Origin of the sequence: Mameliella sp. LZ-28 (assembly GCF_012274245.1) — a bacterium.
Lineage (GTDB): Bacteria > Pseudomonadota > Alphaproteobacteria > Rhodobacterales > Rhodobacteraceae > Antarctobacter > Antarctobacter albus.
The window spans coordinates 438,069-463,827 of the sequence record NZ_JAANYX010000011.1 but is presented as its reverse complement, the minus strand read 5'-3'; the positions used below and the strand labels follow the sequence as shown (position 1 = coordinate 463,827).

26 protein-coding genes and 1 tRNA gene are annotated in these 25,759 nt (G+C 65.4%); 16 read left to right on the top strand and 11 right to left on the bottom strand.

Annotated features, from left to right (window positions below; all coding sequences use genetic code 11):
- Positions 1-8: 8 nt before the first annotated feature.
- From lpxA to lpxB, 3 genes are read left to right on the top strand one after another with little or no spacing between them, the layout of a single operon-like run.
- A complete protein-coding gene (gene lpxA / locus G9Q80_RS08900; protein ID WP_069211517.1) occupies positions 9-785 on the top strand; it encodes an acyl-ACP--UDP-N-acetylglucosamine O-acyltransferase in 777 nt (258 codons plus the stop codon).
- A 7-nt stretch (positions 786-792) separates the two neighbouring features.
- Positions 793-1,581: an LpxI family protein gene (locus G9Q80_RS08895; protein ID WP_043139291.1), complete on the top strand. Its 789-nt coding sequence runs from the start codon at positions 793-795 to the stop codon at positions 1,579-1,581.
- The gene (lpxB, locus tag G9Q80_RS08890; RefSeq protein WP_088714886.1) at positions 1,581-2,741 is read left to right on the top strand and encodes a lipid-A-disaccharide synthase; all 1,161 of its coding nucleotides are present in this window, start codon (positions 1,581-1,583) and stop codon (positions 2,739-2,741) included. The genes G9Q80_RS08895 and lpxB overlap by 1 nt, the downstream gene beginning before the upstream one ends.
- 73 nt (positions 2,742-2,814) lie before the next feature.
- On the opposite strand, the gene tkt is transcribed toward lpxB, so the two are convergent.
- Positions 2,815-4,833: a transketolase gene (tkt, locus tag G9Q80_RS08885; protein WP_088714885.1), complete on the bottom strand. Its 2,019-nt coding sequence runs from the start codon at positions 4,831-4,833 to the stop codon at positions 2,815-2,817.
- A 241-nt stretch (positions 4,834-5,074) separates the two neighbouring features.
- On the opposite strand from tkt, the gene G9Q80_RS08880 reads away from it, so the two are divergent.
- Together G9Q80_RS08880 and G9Q80_RS08875 are read left to right on the top strand one after the other, a co-directional pair.
- Positions 5,075-5,968 (top strand): coiled-coil domain-containing protein, encoded by an 894-nt coding sequence (locus G9Q80_RS08880; protein ID WP_088714884.1) that lies wholly within the window; start codon positions 5,075-5,077, stop codon positions 5,966-5,968.
- Positions 5,965-6,366 carry a cell division protein ZapA gene (locus tag G9Q80_RS08875; RefSeq protein ID WP_082024573.1) on the top strand — a complete coding sequence of 134 codons (402 nt, stop codon included), beginning with the start codon at positions 5,965-5,967 and terminating at the stop codon, positions 6,364-6,366. Before G9Q80_RS08880 ends, G9Q80_RS08875 begins: the two co-directional genes overlap by 4 nt.
- Before the next feature lie 21 nt (positions 6,367-6,387).
- Here the strand turns inward: G9Q80_RS08875 and G9Q80_RS08870 are convergent, their stop codons facing one another.
- The 5 genes from G9Q80_RS08870 to xth all read right to left on the bottom strand — a co-directional run bounded on the left by G9Q80_RS08870 (position 6,388) and on the right by xth (position 8,935).
- Entirely contained in the window at positions 6,388-7,074 is a 687-nt protein-coding gene (locus tag G9Q80_RS08870; protein ID WP_088714883.1) for a hypothetical protein, read from the bottom strand.
- Between the two features lie 90 nt (positions 7,075-7,164).
- Positions 7,165-7,527, bottom strand: coding sequence for a Grx4 family monothiol glutaredoxin (gene grxD, locus G9Q80_RS08865; RefSeq protein WP_043139279.1), 363 nt, complete (start codon positions 7,525-7,527; stop codon positions 7,165-7,167).
- On the bottom strand, positions 7,524-7,811 hold the full coding sequence (locus G9Q80_RS08860; RefSeq protein ID WP_043139277.1) for a hypothetical protein: 288 nt from the start codon (positions 7,809-7,811) through the stop codon (positions 7,524-7,526). Before G9Q80_RS08860 ends, grxD begins: the two co-directional genes overlap by 4 nt.
- 6 nt (positions 7,812-7,817) lie before the next feature.
- Positions 7,818-8,054, bottom strand: coding sequence for a BolA/IbaG family iron-sulfur metabolism protein (locus G9Q80_RS08855; RefSeq protein WP_043139274.1), 237 nt, complete (start codon positions 8,052-8,054; stop codon positions 7,818-7,820).
- A gap of 98 nt (positions 8,055-8,152) precedes the next feature.
- Positions 8,153-8,935 (bottom strand): exodeoxyribonuclease III, encoded by a 783-nt coding sequence (gene xth / locus G9Q80_RS08850; RefSeq protein ID WP_088714882.1) that lies wholly within the window; start codon positions 8,933-8,935, stop codon positions 8,153-8,155.
- 414 nt (positions 8,936-9,349) lie between these two features.
- Between xth and G9Q80_RS08845 the strand changes: the two genes are divergently transcribed.
- From G9Q80_RS08845 to G9Q80_RS08835, 3 genes are all read left to right on the top strand, one after another.
- Positions 9,350-10,069, top strand: coding sequence for a DUF6749 family protein (locus G9Q80_RS08845; RefSeq protein ID WP_088714881.1), 720 nt, complete (start codon positions 9,350-9,352; stop codon positions 10,067-10,069).
- A gap of 62 nt (positions 10,070-10,131) precedes the next feature.
- The gene (locus tag G9Q80_RS08840) at positions 10,132-11,190 is read left to right on the top strand and encodes a DUF6902 family protein (RefSeq protein ID WP_069211379.1); all 1,059 of its coding nucleotides are present in this window, start codon (positions 10,132-10,134) and stop codon (positions 11,188-11,190) included.
- A complete protein-coding gene (locus G9Q80_RS08835; RefSeq protein WP_069211378.1) occupies positions 11,187-12,080 on the top strand; it encodes a DMT family transporter in 894 nt (297 codons plus the stop codon). The genes G9Q80_RS08840 and G9Q80_RS08835 overlap by 4 nt, the downstream gene beginning before the upstream one ends.
- A gap of 72 nt (positions 12,081-12,152) precedes the next feature.
- Here the strand turns inward: G9Q80_RS08835 and G9Q80_RS08830 are convergent, their stop codons facing one another.
- Together G9Q80_RS08830 and G9Q80_RS08825 are read right to left on the bottom strand one after the other, a co-directional pair.
- Positions 12,153-12,476 carry a HesB/IscA family protein gene (locus tag G9Q80_RS08830; protein WP_043139264.1) on the bottom strand — a complete coding sequence of 108 codons (324 nt, stop codon included), beginning with the start codon at positions 12,474-12,476 and terminating at the stop codon, positions 12,153-12,155.
- A gap of 116 nt (positions 12,477-12,592) precedes the next feature.
- Positions 12,593-13,720, bottom strand: coding sequence for a trypsin-like serine peptidase (locus G9Q80_RS08825; RefSeq protein ID WP_133066390.1), 1,128 nt, complete (start codon positions 13,718-13,720; stop codon positions 12,593-12,595).
- A gap of 351 nt (positions 13,721-14,071) precedes the next feature.
- Here G9Q80_RS08825 and G9Q80_RS08820 point away from each other — a divergent pair, with 351 nt between their 5' ends.
- The 8 genes from G9Q80_RS08820 (at position 14,072) to G9Q80_RS08785 (ending at position 22,786) form a co-directional block, all read left to right on the top strand.
- Positions 14,072-15,277 carry a deoxyguanosinetriphosphate triphosphohydrolase gene (locus G9Q80_RS08820; protein ID WP_088714879.1) on the top strand — a complete coding sequence of 402 codons (1,206 nt, stop codon included), beginning with the start codon at positions 14,072-14,074 and terminating at the stop codon, positions 15,275-15,277.
- Between the two features lie 94 nt (positions 15,278-15,371).
- Positions 15,372-17,210, top strand: coding sequence for a cation:proton antiporter (locus G9Q80_RS08815; RefSeq protein WP_088714878.1), 1,839 nt, complete (start codon positions 15,372-15,374; stop codon positions 17,208-17,210).
- Between the two features lie 48 nt (positions 17,211-17,258).
- Positions 17,259-19,001, top strand: coding sequence for an arginine--tRNA ligase (gene argS / locus G9Q80_RS08810; RefSeq protein WP_088714877.1), 1,743 nt, complete (start codon positions 17,259-17,261; stop codon positions 18,999-19,001).
- Positions 19,002-19,081: 80 nt separating this feature from the next.
- Entirely contained in the window at positions 19,082-20,074 is a 993-nt protein-coding gene (locus G9Q80_RS08805) for an SPOR domain-containing protein (RefSeq protein WP_088714876.1), read from the top strand.
- On the top strand, positions 20,071-21,081 hold the full coding sequence (locus tag G9Q80_RS08800; RefSeq protein WP_088714875.1) for a glycoside hydrolase family 3 N-terminal domain-containing protein: 1,011 nt from the start codon (positions 20,071-20,073) through the stop codon (positions 21,079-21,081). Before G9Q80_RS08805 ends, G9Q80_RS08800 begins: the two co-directional genes overlap by 4 nt.
- Positions 21,078-21,875, top strand: coding sequence for a segregation and condensation protein A (locus tag G9Q80_RS08795; RefSeq protein WP_043139249.1), 798 nt, complete (start codon positions 21,078-21,080; stop codon positions 21,873-21,875). Before G9Q80_RS08800 ends, G9Q80_RS08795 begins: the two co-directional genes overlap by 4 nt.
- A complete protein-coding gene (gene scpB, locus G9Q80_RS08790) occupies positions 21,868-22,551 on the top strand; it encodes an SMC-Scp complex subunit ScpB (protein ID WP_088714874.1) in 684 nt (227 codons plus the stop codon). Before G9Q80_RS08795 ends, scpB begins: the two co-directional genes overlap by 8 nt.
- A gap of 61 nt (positions 22,552-22,612) precedes the next feature.
- Entirely contained in the window at positions 22,613-22,786 is a 174-nt protein-coding gene (locus tag G9Q80_RS08785) for a hypothetical protein (RefSeq protein ID WP_162846262.1), read from the top strand.
- Positions 22,787-22,796: 10 nt separating this feature from the next.
- On the opposite strand, the gene G9Q80_RS08780 is transcribed toward G9Q80_RS08785, so the two are convergent.
- From G9Q80_RS08780 to G9Q80_RS08770, 3 genes are all read right to left on the bottom strand, one after another.
- On the bottom strand, positions 22,797-23,873 hold the full coding sequence (locus G9Q80_RS08780) for a 2'-deoxycytidine 5'-triphosphate deaminase (RefSeq protein WP_088714873.1): 1,077 nt from the start codon (positions 23,871-23,873) through the stop codon (positions 22,797-22,799).
- Between the two features lie 72 nt (positions 23,874-23,945).
- The gene (locus G9Q80_RS08775) at positions 23,946-25,403 is read right to left on the bottom strand and encodes a PA14 domain-containing protein (RefSeq protein WP_088714872.1); all 1,458 of its coding nucleotides are present in this window, start codon (positions 25,401-25,403) and stop codon (positions 23,946-23,948) included.
- A gap of 237 nt (positions 25,404-25,640) precedes the next feature.
- Positions 25,641-25,717 (bottom strand) — tRNA-Pro (locus G9Q80_RS08770).
- Positions 25,718-25,759 lie beyond the last annotated feature (42 nt).

Below are 25,759 nucleotides of genomic sequence, written 5' to 3'. Positions count from 1 at the left end.
CCGAAACCATGATCCATCCCTCCGCCGTGGTCGAAGAGGGCGCGGTGATCGGGCAGGGGTGCCGGATCGGACCGTTCTGTCATGTCGGCTCCGAGGTGATCCTGCATGACCGGGTCGAACTGAAAAGCCACGTGGTTGCGACCGGCGCGACCGAGATCGGCGAAGAGACCCTGGTCTTTCCCTTTTCCGTGATCGGCGAGATCCCGCAGGATCTCAAGTTCCGGGGCGAAAAGACCCGGCTGGTGATCGGCGCCCGCAACCGCATTCGCGAACATGTCACCATGAACACCGGCACCGAGGGTGGTGGCGGTGTGACCCGGGTGGGCGATGACGGGCTGTTCATGGCCGGCTGTCACGTGGCCCATGACGCGCAAGTGGGTGACCGGGTGATCCTGGTCAACAACGCCGCGCTGGCCGGTCATTGCGTGATCGAAGACGATGTGATCATCGGTGGCTTGTCCGGCGTGCATCAATGGGTGCGCATCGGGCGTGGCGCCATCATCGGCGCCGTGACGATGGTGACCAACGACGTGATCCCCTATGGCCTCGTGCAGGGGCCGCGCGGCAAGCTTGACGGTCTGAACCTGGTCGGGCTGAAACGGCGCGGGGTCAAGCGTTCGGACATCACCGCGTTGCGGGCGGCGTTTCAGATGCTGGCGCAGGGCGAGGGCGCCTTTCAGGATCGCGCCCGCCGCTTGGGGGACGAGACCCAGAGCGAATATGTCCGCGAGATCGTCGCCTTCGTTCTCGGCGACAGCGATCGCAGCTTCCTGACACCGGGCTGAGCGGGCCATGCTGGCGCTGATTGCCGGGCGCGGGGCCTTGCCCGCCGCCGTGGCCGGCGCCGCCGGCGAACAGGTCGTGATCTGCGGCCTGGCGCATTGTCCGCCGGACCAGGTAGCGGCGGAACATCTCTTTGCCATCGAACGGTTGGGGGATTTTCTGGCCTGGCTCAAGCGGCGCGGCGTGTCGCGGGTCTGCATGTGCGGTTCCGTGGACCGGCCCGATGTGGCTGTGTCACGGATCGGGTTGCGGACCCTGCCTCTGTTGCCGAGGGTCCTGCGGGCCTTGCGGCGGGGTGATGACGGGGCGCTGCGCATTGCCATCGACATCCTTGAAAGTGCCGGATTCAGGGTGCTGGCCGCGCATGAACTGGCGCCGTCCCTGTTGCCGCCGTCCGGTGTTCCCACAACCGTTCAACCGGGTGACGCGGCCGATGTGGCGGCGCGACTGGGGGACCGGATCTCGGTGGATCAGGCGCGGCGCGACCTTGGGCAGGCTTGCGTCGTCAAGGAGGGCGCCGTCATCGCCCGTGAGGATGATAGCGGCACCGATGCCATGTTGCAGGGGCTTGGCCCCGAGGCGCGGGGGGGCGTTCTCTACAAGGCGCAGAAACCGGGGCAGGAGCGGCGCGCCGATTTGCCCGTGATCGGCCTGCAGACGGCCGATGGCGCCGTGGCGGCAGGGCTGTCCGGGATCGTGATCGAAGCCGATGGTGTCATGGTGCTGGACCTGCCGCAGGTGCTGGAACGGTTGGAGGCCGCTGGCCTGTTCCTCTGGGTGCGTGAAAGGGAAACATGATGCGGGTGTTCATCACGGCAGGAGAGCCGTCCGGCGACCGGTTGGGCGCCGCGCTCATGGCGGGGCTCAAGGAACTGGTGCCGGATGTGAGCTTTCGCGGGATCGGGGGGCCGTTGATGCAGGCGCAGGGCCTCGACAGCCTGTTCCCGATGGATGAGATCAGCATCATGGGCATCACCGAGATCCTGCGCGAATACCGCGCGCTCAAGGGGCGTATCCGCCAGACCGCCGATGCGGTCGTGGCGGAACAGCCTGACGTTCTGATCACGGTGGACCTGCCGGAGTTTTCCCTGCGCGTGGCGCGGCTGGTCAAGGCTGTGTCCGATGTGCGGGTCGTGCATTACGTGGCGCCGACAGTCTGGGCCTGGCGGCCCAAGCGCGCGCAGAAGATGGCAGCGCATGTGGACCAGGTGCTGGCGCTCTTGCCGTTTGAGCCGCCCTACATGGAGGCCGCCGGGATCGCCTGCGATTTCGTTGGCCATCCGGTGGTGATGGAACCGCAGGCCAGCGAGGCGGAGGCCGCGGCCTTTCGAGAAAGGCACGGTATCAAGGGCGAAATGGCGCTGGTTCTACCCGGTTCGCGCCGGTCCGAGGTGGGGCGGCTCATGCCGGTCTTTGCCCAGGCGGCGCGCGCGCTGTTGGCGGCGCGTCCGGGTCTGCGGCTGGTGATCCCGGCGGCGGGTCCGGTGGCCGGGGCCGTGCGCGAGGCGGTTTCCGACTGGCCCGGCGATCCGCTGGTGATCGCCCCCGCGGACGATCCGGGAGGCATGCAGAAGCGCGCGGCCTTCAAGGCCGCCGACGTGGCGCTGGCGGCTTCGGGGACGGTCTCGCTGGAACTGGCGGCGGCGGGCACACCGATGGTCATCGCCTACGACATGAGTTGGCTCAGCCGCCAGATCATCGGGCGGATGCTGCGCGTCGACAGCGTGACGCTGGTCAACCTGGTGGCGGAAAGCCGGACCGTGCCGGAATTCATCGGTGCGAAATGCCAGCCTGGCCCGATTGCCGAGGCGGTCGGGAAGGTCCTGGAGGCCCCCGGGGCGCAGATCGAGGCGATGGATCTGACAATGGAGCGCCTTGGCCGGGGTGGGGAACGGCCCGGCCTGCGGGCCGCGCGCGCGGTTCTGGACCGCCTACATGACGGCAAGACGTTGAACTGACTCCCGAGGCTTTGCCATAAAAAGGGCCGGAAACCTGCGTTTCCGGCCCTTTCTCTTGTTGTCGATGACGCGCTCAGAGCAGCGATTTGACCTTCTCGGCCACGGCCTCGGCGGTGATGCCAAAGTGGTCGTAGAGCACCTCTGCCGGGGCCGAGGCGCCAAAGCTCTCCATGCCGACGAAACCGCTTTTCTTGGCGCTGCCGCGCTCGCCGCACAGCCAACGGTCCCAGCCCATGCGCACACCGGCCTCGACCGCGACGCGCACCGGACCCGCGGGCGGCAGCACCCGGCGGCGATAGCTTTCGTCCTGCGCCTCGAACAGTTCCCAGCAGGGCATGGACACGACGCGCGTGCCGATGCCTTCGGCCTGCAGCAGGTCGCGCGCGGCCAGCGCAATGGCCACTTCCGACCCGGTCGCCATCAGGATCGCCTGGCGCTTGCCCTCGGCCTCGGCCAGCACATAGGCGCCTTTCTCGACCAGGTTGGCGTTCTTGTGTTCCAGCCGCACTGTCGGCAGGCCCTGGCGGGTCAGCGACAGGACCGACGGCGTGGCCGTCTGGCGCAGCGCGATTTCCCAGGCCTCGGCGGTTTCCACCGCGTCGGCGGGACGGAACACCAGCGTGTTCGGCGTGGCGCGGCTGATCGCGACATGTTCGACCGGCTGGTGGGTCGGGCCGTCTTCGCCCAGGCCGATGGAGTCATGGGTCATGACAAAGACGGTGGGCGTCTTCATCAGCGCGGCCAGGCGCATGGCCGGGCGGGCATAGTCGGTGAAGGCCATGAAGGTGCCGCCGTAGGGGCGCACGCCGCCATGCAGGCCCATGCCGTTCATCGCCGAGGCCATGCCGTGTTCACGGATGCCGAAGTAGATGTAACGGCCCTTGCGGTTGTCGGTGTCGAAGACGCCCAGATCGCCGGTCAGCGTGTTGTTCGATCCGGTCAGGTCGGCGGAACCGCCGATGGTTTCAGGCATGATCGGGTTGATGACCTCAAGCGCCATCTCGCTGGCCTTGCGGGTCGCGACCTTGGGCGCGGTTTCCGAGACCTGCTTTTTCAGCGCCTTGACCACGGCAGAGAGCTTTTTCGGCGCCTCGCCGTCCATGACCCGGGTGAATTCCTTTTGCCGTGCCGCGCTGGTCTCGGCGAACCGGGTTTCCCAGGCCTCGCGCTCGGCGGCACCGCGCGCGCCGACCTCTTCCCACCAGGTCTTGATCTCGGCGGGAATGTCGAAGGCACCGGAGGTCCAGCCCCAGGCGGCCTTGGCCGCGTCGTTCTGATCGGCGTTGGTCAGCGCGCCGTGACCCTTGGACGTGTCCTGCGCCGCGTGGCCCAGGGCGATATGGGTTTTGCAGGCGATCATCGAGGGCTGCGAGGTCTTCTTGGCCTCGACGATGGCGGCGTCGATGGCCTCGGGGTCGTGGCCGTCGATTTCCTGCACGTGCCAGCCCGACGCCTTGAAACGCGCCACCTGATCGGTGCGGTCGGAGAGGGAAACCTTGCCGTCGATGGTGATGTCGTTGTTGTCCCAGAAGACGATCAGGTGACCCAGCTCATAGCGACCGGCAAGGCCCAGGGCCTCCTGGCTGACACCTTCCATCAGGCAGCCGTCACCGGCGATGACATAGGTGTTGTGATCGATCAGCTTCTTGCCGAAGCGGGCGCGCAGGGACTCTTCGGCGATGGCGAAACCGACCGAGTTGGCGATGCCCTGGCCCAGCGGGCCGGTCGTGGTCTCGATCGCCTTGGCCAGGAAGTTCTCCGGGTGGCCGGCGGTCTTGGCGCCCAGCTGGCGGAAATTCTTGACCTCGTCGAGGGTGATTTCCGGGTCGCCACAAAGGTAGAGCAGCGCGTAGAGCAGCATCGAGCCGTGGCCCGCCGAAAGGATGAACCGGTCGCGGTCGGCCCAATCCGGGCGGGACGCGTCGAATTTCAGGTGCTTGGAGTAGAGCACGGTGGCCACGTCCGCCATGCCGATGGGCATGCCCGAATGGCCGGAATTGGCCGCGGCGACGGCGTCGAGCGCAAGCGCACGGATCGCCGTGGCGCGCATCCAATGATCAGGGTTGCGGGTGCGAAGCTCTTGGATATCCACCGGGTTTCGATCCTCTGGCTGGGGGTTTGCGGCGTGAATAGCAGTCCCGCGCCGAAGTGCAAGCCAAGCGCGGGGCAGTGCATGAAGGGCGCCGTCTAAGGCCTTGGAAGATAAGGGGGCGCATTTTCCTTTTCCGCTTGTTAAACTTTCATTGACCGGATGCGGGACGATTCGTTCCGTATCGCGATGGGCCGCGCGGGATTGAGGCCGCCAGGCCGGGCAAGAGGACGAAGCAGGGCAGATGAGCCAGATCGAGGACTTGCAGGCGCGCATCACGCGCGCGCTGGATCGTATCGGACAGGGGATCGACGGGCTGGACCGCAGCGCCGCCGAACCCGCGGATTACGAAGCATTGCGCAGCCGCGCGGAAGCGGCGGAACAGGCATTGGCAGAGGCGCAGGAAGCGCTGGCCGCCACGCGTGAGCAGGCCGAGGTGGACCGTGATACCGCGCTTGCGACAGCGCGTGACGCCGCCGAGGCAGAGCGTGACATGGCTGTCGCCAACGCCCTGGCGCAGGCCGAAGAAGCCCGCGAGGCCGCCGTGGCGGCGGCCCGCGAACAGGCAGAGGCCGATCGGGACGCGGCGATTTCCGCCGTCAAGGCAGAGGCCGCAGCCCAGCTGGAACGCGCCCTGGCCGAGGCCAGGGCAGAGTCCGGCCCGGTGCCGGAGCCGGAAGAAGCCGTCGAAGACGAGGCCGCGCCGCAGGCCGAGGTGGCCGGGGCCCCGGATGTCACGGAGCTGGAAGAGGCACTGGAAGACGAGAAGATGGCCAATGCCCAGCTTGAGGAGCGGCTGCGCGTCTTGCGTGCCCGGCTGGCAGAGCTCGAGGCGCAGGCCACCGAGGCCCCGGAGGCCGAGGCCCCCGCCGCACCTTCGCCCGGGGCCCTGGCCGCGCTGGATGACCAACTGCAGGACCTGCGTGCTTCCAATGAAGAGTTGATTGCCACCAATACCGCGCTGCGCGAGGCGAATGCGCAAGGCGTGGGCGATCCGGAGCTGATCAACCGCGGTCTGCAGGCCGAACTTGATGCGATGCGCACCATGCGGGCGGCGGATGCGGCAGAGACGGGCGCCGTGATCGAGGCTCTCGGCCCGCTCCTGGCCGAGGCCGCAGACGGGGAGGCACAGGGATGAGCCAGATGGAAGTCGAGATCAAGATCGGTGGCCGCAGCTTTGAAGTGGCCTGCCAGCAGGGCGAGGAACAATACCTGCTGTCCGCTGCACAGCTTCTGGACACCGAGGCGCAGGTCCTGGTGACGCAGATCGGGCGGATGCCCGAAGCGCGGATGCTGCTGATGGCGGGGTTGATGCTGGCTGACAAGACCGCGGGCCTCGAAGAGCGCCTGCGTGAGGCGCAGGACAAGCTGAAGTCGGTCGAGGCCGACCTGGCGGACCTGAAGAGCAAGCCCGGACCTTCGCCGGAAAAGGTCGAGGTTCCCGTGATCCCGGAGGACGTGACGGACGCCCTAGCCGAGATCGCCGCCCGCGCCGAGGCGCTTGCCAACAGTTTCGACGAGGCAAAGGCCGAGTAACGGCCTTTCGTCCCGGGTGCGTCACCCGTCGAGCCGCCGTGTCACAGCACGGCCCAGATCGACAAAACCGTCGATGTCCTCGGGGCGGCGCAGGATATGGCGCAGCCTCAGCCGCAAGCCGTGACGGCTCAGCGCGACGATGGGCTGTTGCGCCTCGTTCCGCCCGCTGCGGGCCTCGAGCAGTTCCGGGGCCTCGCGGACGGCGTCCAGGGCCGTTTCGCGCCCCGGGGTCGCGAAAAGTGTGCCGGACCCGTCACCGGGCACCGAGCGCAGGTCCGCCGCTTCGGCGGCGAGTCCGCCGGTCACCTTGTTCAGCACCATCTGGCCAAAGCCGCCCCCGCCCATCTTGTCCAGCATCATGTCGGCCATCGCGGCGGTCTTTTCGGGAATGTCGGGTCCAAGCAGCGCCATACCGTCCGGCAAGGCCAGCCGGGGCTGGGTGAATTCCGTCCAATGGCTGCTCGTGCCGCCGGTAGAGGAATTGGACCGGTAATAGAGCACAAGCTCCCAGCCCTCGGACGGATCGGAAATCACCGTTCGGCTGCCACGCCCGCCGCTTTGCGGCTGATAGTCAAAGGTCCATCCCCGTTCCGCGGACATGGCCTTCAGCGCCTCGCGGCGCTTTTGGCCGTGGCGAATGGCATAGGCGATCAGGCCGGTTCCGGCGAATGAGGCCAGGATCAGGACGGCAGCAACGAAAATCTCCACGGTGAAACTCCTTTTCTGAAATGCAAGGGATCAAAGAAAAACGGGCAGGGAAATCCCCGCCCGTTCGTTGTCTCGTGCCAGGCGCATGGCTCAGGCGTTGGCTTCGCGGATCTTGTCTGCGGCTTCCTTGTTGTAGGTCACGCCCTTGTCGTCGAACAGCTGGTCCAGCTCGCCCGAGAGGGTCATCTCGGTGATGATGTCGCAGCCTCCGACGAACTCACCCTTGACGTAAAGCTGCGGGATGGTCGGCCAGTCGGAGAAATCCTTGATCCCCTGGCGCAACCCGTCATCCTCGAGCACGTTCACGTCCTGGTAGTCGACGCCCATGTAGTTGAGCACGCCGGCCACGCGGCTGGAGAAACCGCATTGCGGCATGGTCTTGTTGCCCTTCATGAAGAGCACGACGTCATTGGATTTGACGGTGTCGTCGATACGGGTCTTTACGTCGGTCATTTGCGGTTGTCCTGTTCGTTGTGGTTTGTGTCCGTGTCATCGGCCGGGGTGCCGTCCTGTCCCGCGTCCGATCCGGAATTCTCGGGGTCGTAGTCCTCTGGGTCGTAGCTGTCCCCGCTGTCCGGGATCGTTCCCACGAAGGTGGTGTTCGATTCCGGGTCATACGTCAAACCGTAGGTCGACCTGCCTTCTTTCCTGAAACGTCGGTATTCATGCCATGCCGCGTAGACGAAAATGGCAAGAAAGGGCAGGAGCAGCAGGGGGACGATGACGCCTAGGGGCATATCGGATCAGTCTGGGGCCTTTGTTGTGAGAGCGAGGGCGTGAAGCGCGCCGCTGGGACCGTCCATCTTGCCTTTGAGCGCCGCATAGACGGCGCGTTGTTGCTGAACCCGGTTCTTGCCGCGAAAGCTTTCGTCGATGACCATCGCCGACATGTGCACGCCGTCTTCTCCATCGACGGTGATCTTGGCGTCTGGAAAGGACTGGCGCAACAGATCCTCGATTTCCTGGGCATACATCGGCATATAAGGCGTCTCCACGCGTCTGGTGTCTGTTACAAAATTAGTGCGGTGGCGGGCGGCGTGCAAGGCACGCGCGTCAAGCAGGGCAGGGGCGGCGGTGGTCAGGCGGCGAGGTCGATCCACACCGGAACATGGTCAGAGGGCTTTTCGCGACCGCGAATGGCAGAGTCGATCTGGCAGTCGGTCATCAGATCCGCGGCGGCGGGTGTCAGCAGCAGGTGGTCGATGCGGATGCCGTTGTTCCGCTGCCAGGCGCCGGCCTGGTAATCCCAGAAACTGTAGTGCCCGGGCGCCTGGGTCCGTGCGCGAAACGCCTCCGTGTAGCCGAGGTTCAGGATTCGGCGAAAGGCCGCGCGGGTCTGCGGCAGGTACAGCGCATCTTCGGTCCACGTCTCGGGGCGCGCGGCATCCTCGGCCTGGGGGATCACGTTGTAGTCGCCGGCCATCAGCGCCGGCATCTCCTCGGCCAGCAGCTCGCGGGCGCGGGCTTCGAGGCGTTCCATCCAGGTCAGCTTGTAGTCGTATTTCGGACCGGGTGCCGGGTTGCCGTTGGGCAGGTACAACCCGCAGACACGCACGGCCTGGTCGTCTCCCATGACGGTCGCCTCGATCCAGCGTGCCTGTTCGTCCTCGTCGTCGCCGGGCAGGCCGCGCCGGACATCCTCGAGCGGGCGCTTGGACAGGATCGCCACGCCGTTGAAGCTTTTCTGACCGTGTGTCTCGACGTTGTAGCCGCGGTCCTCGAAGGGCTCGCGCGGGAAATTCTCGTCGACCGACTTGATCTCCTGGCAGAGCACGACGTCCGGCTGCGCCTCGTCCAGCCAATCGAGAACGGCGGGCAGGCGGGCCTTGATGCCGTTGATGTTGAAGGTGGCGATCTTCATGGCGCGTTTCTCCTGCCGGTTCGGGGCTCATGGATCGCAGGCGCGGGGCTGACGGTCAAGCGCGTCAGGAAAAGTCTTGTTTTGTATCAGTTTGGTTGTGCTTTGTAACCATTCTGCAACCTATCAGCGTAACGCCTGGCACAAAGCACCCACTGGAACTCGCTTGATTCGGGGATGATTCGGAGGTTTGCCGGTTTGCAAAGTGCCGTTGCACTGCAAAGTCCGAAATTATCCACAGGAAATTTGTTCCTGGGGATAACTCGTATTGTCTCGCGATCCGAAACGCCTGCGCGAATCGCATCTGTGGATAAACTTTTCTTTAAACAACCTTAACAAGAATTAACTTTTTTGCAAACTATTTTTGCGTGCAGATTTCAAGGGCATAGCTGCTCAACCTGAAAAAGGAGCGATCCCATGACTGCCCTCATCAAGCTGCACACCCCTAAAGAAACCGTTTCCAAATCGGAAACGAGCGCCTTTGCCGGCGACGCTGTCGAGGCGTTCACCTCGTGGTCGGGCCCGGCCGATGGCGACCTGTTCGCGGGTGCCTCTGTCGAAGCCTACACATCCTGGTCCGGTCCGGCGACCGGTACGCGCGAATCCGGCGATGCAGTCGAAGCTTTTACCTCCTGGTCGGGTCCGGCCGCGGGTGACATGGACAACGGCGACAACGTGCAGGCCTTCACCAGCTGGTCCGGCCCGGCGCGTGGCAGCCGCGACGCAGGCGACAACGTCGAAGCCTTCACCTCGTGGTCCGGCCCGGCGGCAGGCGACATCGAGTCGGGCGACAACGTGCAGGCCTTCACCAGCTGGTCCGGTCCCGCAGCCGGCGACCGCGACGCAGGCGACAATGTCGAAGCCTTCACCTCATGGTCCGGTCCGGCGGCTGGCGACATCGAAAGCGGTGACAACGTTCAGGCCTTCACCAGCTGGTCCGGTCCCGCAGCCGGCGACCGCGACGCAGGCGACAACGTCGAGGCGTTCACATCATGGTCCGGTCCGGCGGCGGGCGACATCGAGAGCGGCGACAACGTGCAGGCCTTTACCAGCTGGTCGGGTCCCGCAGCCGGCGACCGTGAAGCAGGCGACAACGTCGAGGCCTTCACCTCCTGGTCCGGTCCGGCCCGCGCCTGATCGATGTCACTGATACCCGGGCGGGGCGCGAACGCTCTGCCAAGACAGAGGAGAGCCAAGCGATGAATAATGTCGTCCAACTGACCGTCCCGACCCGGATAGCCCCCCTGGAAGCGCGGATCACCGCGCTTCTGGGAGCCTTCGCCGATCATCGCCGCCACGGCGACGACGTGTTCTGGCTGAAGGAAAACGCGGAACTGCTGAACATCCTCGAATGCACCGGCCAGGCCGTCGCCCCAGAGGCACTGGCGCGCCATGCCGGGTTCTATGCCCAGGCCGTGCACCGGCTGGAATTCTTTCCGCAGTATTATCGTTTCATCCTTTCGCTGGCGCTGGATCTCGAGGATCTCGGGATGCCAGGGCACGAAGCGCAGAAGATGGTGGATTTCGCCGCCCGAGAAGGGCTGGCAGAGGCCGAGCTTTCGGACCTGCAGCGCGCCGAGGCGCGGCGCCTGATGACACGGCGCGGCGTCGATCCGATCCGCGATCCCGGCTTGAACGACCGGCTGCGCGCCTTCTGTTCGCGTACAAAGACCTTTGCGCTGCCCAACAAGAAGGCCGCCTACGAACTGACGCACATCGTTTACTACCTCTCCGAATATGGCCGGCGCGATCCCGACCTGCCCGAAGAGGCCATCCAGAGCCTGCATTTCGCCGGTCTGACGGCCTTCTTGGACCAGAACGCCGACCTGCTGGCGGAAATCTGCATTGCCCTGCGTCATGCGGGTCAGATGCCGCCCGCTGTCTGGACCGCCTGGCTGGAACAAGAGACGGGGGCCTATGGTGTCGTCGCGGATGCGCATGCCTCGATCAATGACGACTATCACGAATACCTCGTGTGCAACTGGCACCAGGCCGTCACCGGCGCGCCAGTGTTCCGCAAGCCGGTCCGCGACGAACGCCTGCGGTTCGAACGTGGCGCCCGCGCCCAGACCGTGCTGCGTGAGCTGAGCCAAGCGATCTACGGGCTGGACCACCGGTCGGGTGACTGGGACAGGATGCGCCCACGGATGGAGCCGTCCCTGTCGCCCGAGGCGCGTGATCTGCTCAGCGTCGCCTCTCAGTCCAGCGAGTTGTTCGATGCCTATTTCGAGGGCTTTGCCCGGGCAGGCCGCGCATGACCCGGCTGGCGCTTTCCGGGGCGACGCTGGGGGCGGCGCTCATCCTTGTCTACACCGGCATGATGGCCGCGGCGGACGGGATCACCAAGTTCATCGCGGGGGGATATGCCGCGCCGCAGCTGTTTGTCCTGTCCTCGGCTTTGGTCCTGTTGTTCTCCCTGGCGGGGGCGCGGGCCGACGCAAAGGGCCCCGGCCTGCGGGTTCGGTCGAAAAAGGCTATGACGATCCGCGCCGTGCTGACGGTGATCGCATCGCTGGCCTTCTTCCAGGCCTTTCGCCTGCTGCCTTTCGCGGATGTGTTCCTGTTCATCGGGCTGATCCCGCTGATCGCCGCCGCCCTGTCCGGCCCGGTTCTGGGCGAGACGCCGCGTCCTGCGGCCTGGGCGGCGCTGGCACTGGGTGTCGGCGGCATCCTCTTCCTGATGCCGGGCGGCCTGTCCGGTGCGCAGGCCGGACATGCCTGGGCCTTGTTGGCCGCAGTTTCCGGCTGTGGCTCGATGTTGGCCGCCCGGGCCATTGCCAAGGTGGAACGCGCGCCGCTGGCACAGGTCTTCTGGCCCAACGCGGCGCTGATGGTCGTCATGGCGCTGGCGCTGCCCTTCGTCTGGAAACCGATGAGCCTGACGGACCTGGGGTGGGTCGGTGCCTATGCCGCCGCCCTGTTTGCCGCCCGCTACATTGTTGCCGAGGCGCTGCGCCTGCTGCCGGCCTATGTCGCCACGCCGCTGATGAACCTGCAATTCGTCTGGATGGTCGTGATCGGGTTTCTGGTTTTTGGCGAGGTGCCGACGTTGGGCACCTGGGCGGGCGTGATGCTGGTGGTCGGATCGGGTTTCTGGCTGGTGCTTGAGGAACACCTTTCGCGGCCCCGCGTCATCCCGGCCGAATGACCCTGCGGTTTGTCTGAAACAGAAAGGGCGCCCGGAGAGGCGCCCTTTTTAATGTTCGCAAACCGGCCCGGACTACATCGAGAATGACGTACCGCAGCCACAGGAACTGGTCGCGTTGGGGTTCTCGATGGTGAACCGCGCGCCGATAAGCTCGTCCGTGAAGTCGATGACCGCACCGGACAGGAAGGGCAGGGAGACGGGATCGACGATCACGCGCTCTTCGCCCTCGGCGATGATCATGTCGTCGGCGGCGGGGTCGTCCAGCTTGATGTCATACTGAAACCCCGAACAGCCGCCACCCTCGACGGCCACGCGCAGGGCCTTGCCATCGGCACCCGCGCCGATCTCGGCGAGGCGGGCAAAGGCACGGTCGGTCACTTTGGGCGGCAGTTGCATGGTGTCCTCTCAACCTGTTCGACCTCAATATATGCATCACATGGCCCCCTTCAAGCAAGCCGCCCCTCCCGGTTCCGGAAGGGGCGGTGCAGGGAGCATCCGATGGGCGCGGGCGCCTATTGCTGATCGCCGATCCAGTTCGCCAGGTCGATCATGTGCTGTGCAAAGCGGCGGCCGGTCGACAGCTCGTGGCTCAGGTGCAACCCGACGACTGCGCCGGTCCCGGCATCGAAGATCGGGGCGCCCAAATCGCCGTAGTCGCTCAGGCAGTTGTGCTCAAATGCCTTGGCGGGCAGGTAGGCGGGATCGGTCGGCAGAGCGCTGCAATGCTGCATCTGCATGGATCCGCCACGCGGAAAGCCGAGCATATAGAGCGGCGCGCGTGGATCGGGGGTGGCCTGGCCCACGCGCTGGATGCGGTCGGCGGCGAAATTGGTGTCGGGATCGGCGATGTGCAGGATCGCCAGCCCGGTTTCCCGGCTCGACAATTCGCTGTCCAGGGTCAGGACATAGCCTTGCGCGGTCCACAGCCGCTGGTCGGGAAAGACATGGTCAAAGACGATGCGGATTTCCTCGATCTTGGTGGCGCCGACCCGGGGGTCTTCCAGGATGCCGGGCACGCAGGCATAGGAGGTCGCCACCACCGAGGGGCCGAAAACGAACCCCGAGCAGTAGACCGGGCCGTAATCCGTGGTCACGCGGATGCGGCCCGTGCCGCGCATGTTGTTGATGACCGAGACCTCGTAGCCGTCGCTGTAGGCGGGCGCCGCGAAGGAGATGTAGGGCATTTCCTCAAGCGGTTTGACGTCGACGGTGGGGGTCGGGTCGATTGGCGCACCGGCATTTTGTGGCGGCGGACTGCCTGCGGGCGGCACGGGCTTGGGCAGCGGGCTGCGTGCCTGTTGCGGCTCGACCGGGCTGGGTCCCGGCGGCGGAGTGGCGCCGGGGTTCCGGATCGGCAAGGTCACGTTCTGGCCATCCGGCGGCGTTGCCCGCGGCGGCCGCGTCGAGGGGTTGGGGGCCTTCGCGGGCGGTGCGCCCGGGTTGATCGCTGTGGGGTTCTTGGACCGGATGGTGATCGTGCCGTCGTCCTTGTCCGGTTTGGCCGTCGGGTCCAGGACAAGGGTTTCGTTGATCCGCTTCTTCGGGTCACTGTCCTTGTCGAGGACAAGATCGGCCAGCGCGGGCGCCGGCAGGGCGAGGGTGATGCAGCAGAACGCGACGCTGCGCAGGGGGCTGAACATGGCTTTCTCCAAGGGTTGAACGCTTAAAATACTTGGCCCCAGTCTATCTTTTCGCCGGAACCCGGCAAAGTAAGGAACCCCGGACGTTTTGGAGAAGGTGTAAATCGCCAAGTGCCTGAAAAGGCTCAATCGGCCATTTCGGCTGACTTTCAAGGCCCCGGTTGCGAATCCCGGCCAGCGGCGCATGACAGGGGACAAAAACCGCCACGCAACATCTGGTGTTTGCCCGCGACGGGGCGCCGATATTGGCGGCAACGCGGGCGCCATCCGGGCGGAATGTCGCAAGTCGTTGTTTTTGAAGGACCAGCCGGATAAGAGAGCCTCGGGACAAGCAAATTGGGACTGTATCACATGCGCGCCAGCTTTGCCTCGACACATGACAGTGCGCGGGGGCGCCGCTTTCCGGAAGAGGAAAGCGCCCACAGGTCCTGTTTCCAGCGCGACCGCGACCGGATCATCCACTGTTCCGCCTTCCGTCGGCTGAAACACAAGACGCAGGTCTTCGTCGAACATGAGGGCGATTTCTATCGTACCCGGCTGACCCATTCGATCGAGGTGGCGCAGGTGGCACGCACCATCGCCAACGCGCTGGACCTGAACACCGACCTGACAGAGGCGGTGGCACTGGCGCATGACCTTGGCCACACGCCCTTTGGCCACACCGGCGAAGATGCGCTGCACGCGCTGATGGCGCCCTATGGCGGGTTCGACCACAACGCCCAGACCTTGCGCATCGTCACCCGGCTGGAACGTCATTATGCCGAGTTCGACGGGTTGAACCTGACCTGGGACACGCTGGAAGGCATCGCCAAGCACAACGGCCCGGTGGCCCCCCTTGGCCCGGATGGCACGCTGGTCGGAGAGATCCCGCACGCTCTGGCCGAATACAACGCCGAGGACGACCTGGAACTGTACACCCATGCCAGCGCCGAGGCGCAGGTGGCCGCGCTGTCGGACGACGTGGCCTACAACAATCATGACCTGCACGACGGATTGCGGGCCGGGTTGTTCACGGAAGAAGAGATCGCGGAACTGCCCATCGTGGGTGACGCCTATGCCGAGGTCGACCGCAAGTATCCCACCACGGACGCCTATCGCCGCCGGCACGAGGCGCTGCGGCGGGTCTTTGGCGCGATGGTTTCGGACCTGATCGACACCTCGCGGGCGAAACTGATCGGCTCGGGCGCGCAATCCGCGCAAGAGATCCGGGATCTCGGCCGCCCGGTGATCGCCTTTTCCGACGCGATGTGGACCGACCTCAAGCAGATCCGAGCCTTTCTGTTCGCCAACATGTACCGCGCACCGAAGGTCATGGAACAGCGCGCCCGGGTGACGCTGGCGGTCAACGAGCTGTTTCCCATCTACATGGATGACCCGACGCTGCTGCCGCAGCGCTGGCAGGGCGACGTGGCCGGCGCCGAGGGAGAGACACCCCTGGCGCGACTGGTGGCGGATTACATCGCCGGGATGACCGACCGTTTCGCGCTGCAGCAACACGCGCGGCTGACCGGGCGCGACGTTCTCAAGGGCATGTGGCCCGGCGACGGGGTAAGCTGACGTCGCGCATCCCTTGTTGCCGTGGCAAGCGCGGTTGCGGCGGCGCGGGCGCCTGCTAGGTTGCCCCGGGTATCAGCCGGGCAGGGAGCGTTTCATGGCAGTTGCGGAAACGGGCGGGTTGGATCCCGTCCTGGCCTTCGGGCTGGTTGGGGCGCTTGGGGTCGGCAGCCAGTGGCTGGCCTGGCGCTTGCGGTTGCCCGCCATCGTTCTGATGCTGGTCGCCGGGCTGATCATTGGTCCGGTGACGGGCGTTCTGGACCCAGCGGCGCAGTTCGGTGACATGCTGCAACCGATGATCGCGGTGGCCGTGGCGATTATCCTGTTCGAGGGCGGTTTGACGTTGGACCTGCACCGGCTTTCGGACGCGGCCAAGGGCGTGCGGCGACTGGTGCTGATCGGCGCGCCGCTGGGCTGGATTGCCTCGGCCTCGGCGCTGCATTTCGTGGCCGGGCTCAGCTGGGAATCCTCGGCCGTCTTTGGCGGCATCATGATCGTTACCGGGCCGACCGTGATCGCGCCGCTGCTGCGGCAGGCGCGTCTGCAACGCAGGCCCGCTGCGCTGATGCAATGGGAGGCCATCGTCAACGATCCCGTCGGTGCGCTGGCTGCCGTGCTGGCCTTCGAGGTCGTCATGGTGCTGCGTACGGCGACCAGCGCGGGTCACGCGGTGATCGAGATCGGCATGGGCGTTGCCATTGCCACGGTGCTGGGGCTGGCTGCGGGCTGGGGCGTGGTTAAGGCCTTTCGGCAGGCCTGGGTGCCCGAATACATGAAGGTGCCGGTGCTTTTCGTGGTGCTGCTGGGGGTCTTTGCGCTGGCCGATCATGTCCTGCATGAATCCGGCCTTCTGGCGGTGACGATCATGGGGCTGTGGATCGCCAATGCGAAACTGCCGAGTTTCACCGAGATCTACCGGTTCAAGGAACATGCCACCGTCCTGCTGGTGTCGGGGGTCTTCATCCTGCTGGCAGCGGGGATGAGCTTTGACCGCCTCGCCGTGCTGGACTGGCGCGCGGGCGCCTTCGTTCTGGCGGTGATCCTGTTGGCGCGGCCCCTGCCGGTGCTGGCGGCGCTGGCCTTTACCAACGTGCCCTGGCGCGAGCGGTTGCTTGTCGCCTTCACCGGGCCGCGCGGCGTGGTGCTGGTGGCGGTGGCTGGGCTGTTCGGCGAGAGGCTGGCGGACCTCGGCCTGCCGGATGCGGACCGGATCGCGCCGCTGGCCTTTGCGCTTGTGGCCGCGACGGTGGTCCTGCACGGCTTCACGCTGGCACCGATGGCGCGTCTGCTGGGGCTGACGGCATCGCGGCTGCCGGGGGTGCTGATCATGGGAGGCTCGAAATGGGCGGTGGATCTGGGCGCCGCGCTGAAAAAGATGGACCTGCCCGTCATCATCGCCGATCCCAACAACGCCCATCTGCGCAGCGCGCGTGAGGCCGGGCTGGATACCTTCTATGGCGACATCCTGTCAGAGGCGGCGGAAGAGCGGGTTGACCTGGTGGCCTATGAGAAACTGATCTGCGCCAGTGACAACGACGCCTACAACACGCTGGTCGCGACCGACCTGGCGCCGGAGTTCGGACGTGAGAATGTCTTTCAGGTCAAACGCGTGCGTGAAACCTCCAGCCGTCATTCCCTGCCGGCCACGCTGGGTGGACAGGCGTTCGGCGCCAACGAAACCTATTTCGAGGCCAATGCCGCCATCGCGGGTGGGTGCGAGTTCCGCGTCACCAAGCTGACCGAAGAGTTCACCGCGGAAGATTGGCGCGCGACCCAGACCGAGGCGGTGCCCATCGCAGAGCTGGGGCCGGGGGGCTCACTGCGCCTCCTGGGTCCCGAGGACGAGTTGCGCGGGACGCCCGGCACGCAGCTCCTGGCGCGCCTGCCGAAACGCGCGGAACGCAAGGCGCCCGAGGCCGCCGGCGAGGACATTTGACGCCACCCTCCAAAGTGATAGAGACCGGCCAACACTGGAGCCGCTGACATGAACCTGTTTTCCGATATTCGCAGCCTCGTGCTGGATGCCATCGCTGCCTGCCAGGCCGAAGGCGCGCTGCCCGAGGGCCTGAACACCGATCCCGTGACCACCGAACCGCCGCGCGATCCGCTGCACGGTGACATGGCGACCAATGCCGCGATGGTCCTGGCCAAGCCCGCCAAGGCCAAGCCGCGCGACATCGCCGAGGCGCTGGCCGCGAAACTGCGCATCGACGACCGGATCGCCAGCGCCGAGGTGGCCGGGCCGGGGTTCCTGAACCTGCGGCTGGCGCCCTCTGTCTGGCAGGCGCTGCCGGGCCGCATCCTGAAAGAAGGCACCGCCTATGGCCGGTCCGATTTCGGGCAGGGCAAGAAGGTGAACGTGGAATATGTCTCGGCCAACCCCACCGGTCCGATGCACGTCGGTCACGCGCGCGGCGCCATCGTGGGTGATGCGCTGGCCTCTCTGCTGGCCTATGCGGGCTATGACGTGACGCGCGAATACTACATCAACGACGGCGGCGCGCAGGTCGACGTGCTCGCGCGGTCTGTCTATCTGCGCTACCTCGAGGCGCATGGCCACGAGGTCGAATTTCCCGATGGCACCTATCCCGGCGACTACCTTGTCGAGGTGGGAGAGGCACTGAAATCCAAGGTGGGCGATGCCTATATCGACCAACCCGAAGAGGTCTGGCTGGCCGAGGTGCGCGAGTTCGCTACCGATGCCATGATGCAAGTGATCCGGGCCGATCTGGGCATGCTTGGCGTCCAGATGGACCACTTCTTTTCCGAGAAGTCGCTCTATGGCACGGGCAAGATCGAGGCGGCCATCGACAGTTTGCGGGACAAGGGTCTGATCTATCGCGGCGTTCTGGAGCCGCCCAAGGGCAAGAAACCCGAGGATTGGGAGCCGCGCGAACAGACCCTGTTCAAGTCCACGGACCACGGCGACGACGTGGACCGGCCAATCATGAAATCGGACGGCAGCTGGACCTATTTCGCGCCCGACATCGCCTATCACTATGACAAGGTCAGCCGGGGCTTCGACCTGCTGATCGACATCTTCGGCGCCGATCACGGTGGCTACGTCAAGCGGATGAAGGCCGCCGTTTCAGCGCTGTCCGACGGCAAGGTGCCGCTGGAGATCAAGCTGATCCAGCTGGTCAAGCTGTTCAAGAACGGCGAGCCCTTCAAGATGTCGAAGCGGGCAGGGACTTTCATCACCCTGCGCGACCTGGTGGAAATGGTGGGTCCCGACGTGGCGCGGTTCCACATGCTGACCCGCAAGAGCGACCAGGCGCTGGATTTCGATTTCGATAAGGTGGTCGAACAGTCCAAGGAAAACCCGGTCTTCTACGTCCAGTATGCCCATGCGCGGATCTGTTCGGTGCTGCGCAAGGCGACGGAGGACGGCGTGGATGTCAGTGATGCGGCCCTGGCGGGCGCCGACCTGTCGGGCATGACCCATGCGTCGGAACTGGGGCTGTCGACTAAGCTGGCGGAATGGCCGCGGCTGGTCGAGATCGCGGCACGGACGCAGGAACCGCACCGGATCGCCACCTACCTTGGCGAACTGGCCGCCGACCTGCACGGCCTTTGGAACCGGGGCAACGACGCGCCCGAACTGCGGTTCCTCCAGGATGACGCGGCTGCAACACAGTCGAAAATCGCGCTGGCACGGGCGACCGCGGTTGTGATTTCCGCCGGTCTTGGTATCTTGGGTGTGACCCCGGTAGAAGAAATGCGCTGACAAAATGCGCCTCTGCCGGGTCTGTTCGAGCAGTCAAGGCATTCGGGCGGCGCTGCACCGCCCGGGGACAAGAGGCAGAGATGGCGGATTTCACATATGATGGGGCCCCCGCGGCCCCGGCTACGGTAAAGATGGCCTCGGTCGCGAATTGGGCCGGGGCGGCGGTGTCGCTTGCGCTGATCGCCGGGATCGCGGTCTGGGGCTATCGGGTGGTTGCGCGCGATGTGTCGGGCGTGCCCATCGTTCAGGCCCTCTCTGGCCCGATGCGCGAGGCGCCCAAGGATCCGGGCGGTCTGCTGGCCGATCACCAGGGGCTGGCGGTCAACGCCGTTGCGGGCAGCGGTGCCGCAGCCGACCCGGCGGATCGGCTGACACTGGCGCCGCGTCCGGCGGGACTGCAGGCCGACGACGTGGCCCTTGGCGTGTTGACACCGGACAAGCCCGTCGAGCCGAAACCGGCGATGGCGCGCAACGCCGAGGTGATCGCGCTGAAGCCCGAGGGCGCGCCGATACCCGAAAGCCCGGATCCCAAGGACACCGGTCCCTTTGCCGCCCTTGCGGATGAGATCGCAGCAAAGTCGAAGCCGCTCAGCCCGCTGCCCGAGGGCACCGAAGCCGAAGTCGTGACGGCCCTTGCAAGCGCATTGCCGGATCAGGCCAAGCCGGAACTGTATACCGGGCCTGGCCTTGCCCGGTCCCTGCGTCCGCGTCTGCGGCCTGCGGGGCTGTCCGCAACGGCGCGGGCGCCTGCGGCCCCCGGCGCCGCCATCGAATGGGATAGCTCCAAGCCGGTCAACGAAGTCGACCCTGACACGCTCTCTGCCGGGACGCGGCTGGTGCAGATCGGTGCATTCGACAGCCCCGAGGCCGCGCGTGGCGAATGGGAGCGGCTGGACGGTCGTTTTGGCGACTATCTGGCTGGCAAGGATCGCGTGATCCAGAAAGCCTCGTCCGGCGGGCGCACCTTCTACCGGTTGCGCGCGCACGGGTTCGAGGACCTCTCGGATGCCCGCCGTTTCTGCGCCGCCTTCGTCGCGCAGAAGGTGGACTGCATCCCGGTGGTCACGAGATGAGCGACTTCGGCGCGGTCATCCTGGGCTGCGCCGGTCCGGTTCTCTCGGATGAGGAAATTTCTCTCTTCTCGGGGACACGACCCTTCGGCTTTATCCTCTTTGACCGGAACCTGCGGAACGCCGACCAGATCCGGGCGCTCTGTGACGAATTGCGCGCGGCCGCAGGACATGACGCACCGATCTTCATCGACCAGGAGGGCGGGCGTGTGCAACGCCTGCGCCCGCCGCTGGCACGCTCATGGGCGCCGCCGCTGGAGGATGCCGGTTCCGAGGATGCAGAGCGCCGGTTCTATGTTCGGGGGCGCCTGATCGCCCATGAATTGCGGGCGCTCGGGATCGACGGGAATTGTGTTCCGACACTGGATATTGCCCGCCCCGATACGCATCCCGTCTTGCAGAACCGCTGCTATGGAGCCGACCGTGACAGCGTGATCCGCAACGGGCGCGCTTTGGTGGCAGGCTGTCGCGACGGTGGCGTGCTTCCGGTGATGAAACACATGCCCGGTCACGGGCGCGGGACGCTGGACAGCCATCTGGACCTGCCGCGCGTATCCACGCCGAAATCCGTCCTGTCGAACGAGGACTTTGCCACGTTCGCAGCCTTCGCCGACCTGCCGCTGGGCATGTCGGCGCATCTGGTCTTCGAGGACATCGACCCGCGCCCGGCCACGCTCTCGCCGGTCATGATCCGGCTGATCCGGGACGAAATCGGCTTTGACGGTTTGCTGATGACCGATGATATTTCTATGCAGGCCCTGTCTGGCAGTGTGGCTGAGCGGGGTCGCGCCGCACAGGACGCGGGCTGTGACGTGATCCTGCATTGCAATGGCGATCTGTCAGAGATGCGTGAATTGTGCGAGACCGTGGGTGTGATGGATACAGCGGCGCAAAGGCGCGCAGAACGGGCACTGGCGGCGCGCACGGCTCCCCGGCCGGTTGACATCGACGGGCTGCGCGCCGAGGCTGACGCCTTCTTTGTCCAGGACCTGCGCCCCGATCCCGCATGAGCGATCCCGACACGCCCGATCTCATCCAGCTTTCCGTCTCGGAACGTCTTGCCGCCGAGGCGCTGGTTGTCGACGTCGACGGGTTCGAGGGGCCGCTTGACCTGCTTTTGAACATGGCGCGGACGCAGAAGGTGGACCTGCGCAGGATCTCGATCTTGCAACTGGCGCAGCAGTACCTGTCCTTTGTCGAAAAGGCCAAGGCGCTCCGGATCGAACTGGCGGCAGACTACCTTGTCATGGCCGCCTGGCTGGCCTTTCTGAAATCACGCCTGCTGCTGCCGCCGGACCCGACGGAAGAGGGCCCCTCGGGCGAGGACCTGGCCGCGCACCTTGCCTTTCAGCTGGAACGCCTGCAGGCGATGCGGGATTCCGCCGCGCGGCTGATGGCGCGTGATCAGCTTGGACGGGATTTCTTTGCCCGGGGATTTCCCGAGAAGATGGAACAGGTGCGGCAGGTGAAATACACCGCCACGCTTCTGGACCTGATGCAGGGCTATGCACGCATCCGCACGCGCGACGAGTTCCGCCCCTTCGTCATGGACCGCGACAAGGTCTTTACGATGGAACAGGCGCTGGACCGGATGCGCGGGATGATCGGCTTTGCCGGTCAGTGGACCGACATTCAAAGCTACCTGCCGGACGGCTGGGCCGAGGACCCAGTGCGCTGGCGGTCGGCCACGGCGGCGACCTTTGCTGCCTCACTGGAGCTTGTCAAAGAAGGCAAGGCAGAATTGAAACAGTCCGGAACATTCGAGCCCATCCTGTTGCGCCGCAAGGAGTCGCGTGATGAGTGACACGACAGAGATCACGCCCGAGGACGAGGGCGCCCCGCGCGAAAGCCTGTTCGAGGCCCCGGTCATGGGCGAACAGGAACGCATGGTCGAGGCGATCCTCTTTGCCAGCGCCGAACCCGTCACCGTCAAGGAACTGAACGACCGGATGCCGCATGGCTGCGACGCGGCCGAGGCCCTGGCCCATCTGCGCAAACGCTACGAGGGGCGCGGGGTACACGTGGTGCGCGTGGGCGATGCCTGGGCGATCCGGACCGCGCCCGACCTGGGTTTTCTGATGCAGCGCGAGACGGTCGAGACCCGCAAGCTCAGCCGTGCCGCGATCGAGACGCTGGCCATCATCGCCTATCACCAGCCCGTCACGCGGGCCGAGATCGAGGAAATCCGCGGTGTTTCCGTCAGCCGGGGCACCGTGGACCAGTTGCTCGAGATGGAGTGGATCAGGTTCGGCCGCAGGCGAATGACTCCGGGGCGCCCGGTGACGTTTGTGGTGACGCAGGAGTTCCTGGATCATTTCGGGCTGGAATCCGCCCGTGATCTGCCGGGACTGGCCGATCTACGCGCCGCCGGCCTGCTGGAAAGCCGCCCCTCGCCCTTGGGTGCGCCGCAGGCGGGTGAAGGCGATGTCGATGCCGATGAAGGTCTGGACGAAGGTCAGAGCGAGTTGTTCGAGGACTGAACCGCCCGAAAATCGGCACATTTCCGGGCTATGGCTGGGAAAATTTCGACAGGAGCAGGACATGAACGCGCACCAACTGATCAACATGATCTTTCGCACCGTGTTGCGGAAGCTGGTGAACAAGGGGATCGACGCGGGGATCGACCGCGCCGCCGGGGGTGGCCGTCAGGGGCAGCAGGCGAAACGTGCCACGCGCCAGGCCCGCCGCGCGGCACGCATGGCCCGGCGGTTCTAGGCGGCCTTCGTCACGCCCGGAAATGCTTGCTGAGTTTCAGCCCCTGGCCCTGGTAATTGGAGGCGATGCCCGCGCCGTAAAGCTGTCCGGGCACCTCTGACATGCGCTCATAGACCAGCCGTCCAACGATCTGCCCGTGTTCGAGGACAAAAGGCGCCTCGTGACAACGCACCTCCAGAACGCCGCGTGCGCCTGCGCCGCCGGCGGCCGCGTGGCCGAACCCGGGATCGAAGAATCCCGCGTAGTGCACGCGAAACTCGCCCACCATTGCCAGGTAAGGCGCCATTTCAGCGGCATAGCCGGGCGGGATATGCACCGCCTCGCGGCTGACCAGGATGTAGAAGGCCCCTGGATCGAGGATCAGTTGCTCACGGTCGCTGTGCAACTCGTCCCAGAACTCCATCGGGTCGTAGGCACCGATCCGGTCCAGGTCGATCACCCCGGTATGGGGGCGCGCGCGATAGCCCACCAGCCCACTTTCGCCCGGTTGAAGGTCCACCGAAAAGCCAAGACCCTCGGAGATCACTGCCGGGCCGCCGCCGACGAGGGTCTGTTCGGCGTGCAACTCCTGTAGTTCCGCATCTGTCAAGACGGAGCGCCCGCGTCGGAACCGGATCTGGTTCAGCCGCATTCCGGGCCGCACGAGAACGGAAAAGGAGCGCGGGCAGATCTCGGCGTAGAGCGGACCGTCATAGCCCGTGGCGATGCGGTCGAACTCGACCCCGCCGTCGGTGATGACGCGGGTCAGCAGGTCCAGCCGCCCGGTCGAGCTCTTGGCGTTGGCGATGGCCTGGACACCTTCCGGCAGGGTCACGCTTTCCATCAGCGGAACCAGGTAGACACAGCCCTTTTCCAGGACCGCGCCCTGTGCAAGGTCGATGCTGTGCATCTCGAACTCGTCGATGCGGGCAGCGACGCTGCGCCCTTCGCCGGCCAGAAAGGACGCACGAACCCTGTAGGCGACGTTGCCCAGCCGCAGGTCAAGACTGGCGGGCTGGACCTGGCCAGCGACAAAGGGGGTCTCTGCCCGGATCGCACCGTTTGCGATCAGCTTTTCGATCTGCTGGCTTGCCAGGACGCCGGTCATCGCTTCCCCCTCGTTTCGGCTGTCTTATCAAGCAGGTTGACGAAGGGGGAGAGCAAATTGCCGCGTGGCTGCTCAATATGCCAGATCAAAGACGAAGCTGTCGACCGACAACGGTTCGGGTTCCGGTTCGGGCGGGACAAAGCTTTGCGCGACGAGGTAGGGCGTACCGCCGCCGGGCGAGGGGGGCAGGTCGGGATCGATCAATCCGGGCTCAAGGCTGTCCCGGTCCCGCGGGATCGGCTCTTGCGGGTGCGTAGTGCTCGTCTGGTCGGGCAAGGGGCGGCGATAGTCCCATTCGACCTGAAGCGAGGCTTCTTGCGCGATGTCCATATAGCGAATCTCGACCATATGCGTGCCAGGGCTCAGGTTGACCTCGGCAATGATGGGGTCGTTGCGTTCGGCATCGGCGCTGTCCAGAATCAGCGCCCCATCTACATAGACACGGGCGGCGTCATCGGCGGTCAAGCGCAGGCCATAGACACCGCCCTCGGGGCTTTCGACGGTACGTGTATAACGCGCGGCCATGTGATCCTCTGGCCCCTCGGGCCAGATCGCGCCTGCCTCGTCAAGAAAGTCGATCATGACCCATGTTGCCAGGGCGTCTGGGGTGTTGAACGGCACCTCGTCGAGGTCGGCGATACCCTCGTCCAGTACGAAGTATTCGGCGTCGTAGAACCCGGGCGAGTCCGGGGCGGGGGCAAGGATGGTGAAGCCTGCCGCCTCCAACGCTGTTTCGATCTCCACGTTGATGGTGTCGAAATTGGCCAGGACATCGGGGTGAATCTCGGCGGGCAGCGACGCGGGCAACTGCGGCAGTTGGCCATAGCTGGCCTGATATGTGACCATGGCCGCAAGGAAATAGGTGGTTGCCGTCCCGTGTGGCGCGTTGTCGATGTAGAACGCTTCCGCGGGTACGGAAGACAGAACACCTGTCATGAGTTCCGACAGGATCGAGGCCACAGGCAAGAGCGCGAGATCGGCTGTGGGCCGAGCAATATTCACCATGTCCACGAGGTCGAGGAACCAGTCGTGGTAGGCGCCCATGTTGTAGGCGTGATATTGCGCAAATGCTTCGGTCGAGATCGGAAACTCCGGGACGTAGGGAGCCATGTCCGCCCACCCCTCGTAGACCAGCAATAGTGCGGCAGGATGATCCGCCAGCAGGTCGTCGACAATGTCGATCACCGCGTCAAAGGGGGACCGGCTGTCGCCGCTATAGTGCGTGTCCGGGGAAACGTCCTGGATGAAGTTGGCCGGCGTGATCAGGATCGAATCGAAGACCGCATCGGCGAACCCGACCAAGTCAGAGTTCCAGGCTCCCGCGACTCCGGGAAAGCCCCATTGATCGTAGGGCTCTGGCCAATCGGCGAAATTCCGAAGAAACCCGTAGCTGCCCGACACGGCATAGCCGAACCCCGCGGTGTCCGCGAAAAGATCCATCCAGATCGGGACATTGGCATAGACATCGCCGGCGTCAGTGTAGTTCACCAGTGAATTGCCAAAGATGTACTGAGAGATGGATTGGGGCATTCTTGCCGTCCCTGAAGCTGGCCCGGGCCATGCGCCCCTTGGGCCGCAGGGCTGACGCGCAAAGCATAGAAGGTGGCTGCACCAGGTCAATTCGCGGACGTGGCGCGGCGGTGCGCCTGTTGGTGGACAGGCGGTTTACCGCTGCGCACCAATCGCCGGGAAAAAGAGGTGGGTCACGTGCCCCCGAGGGGGAGGTAACTACCTGTCATCGTAGGATTTTTGTGGGGTGGTTTGATTTGGTCGGGCTAGCAGGACTCGAACCTGCGACCTTCCGTCCCCCAGACGGACGCGCTACCAGGCTGCGCCATAGCCCGACTTGTCGGGGTGTCTTACGCTATTTTTCGGCAAGAGCAACC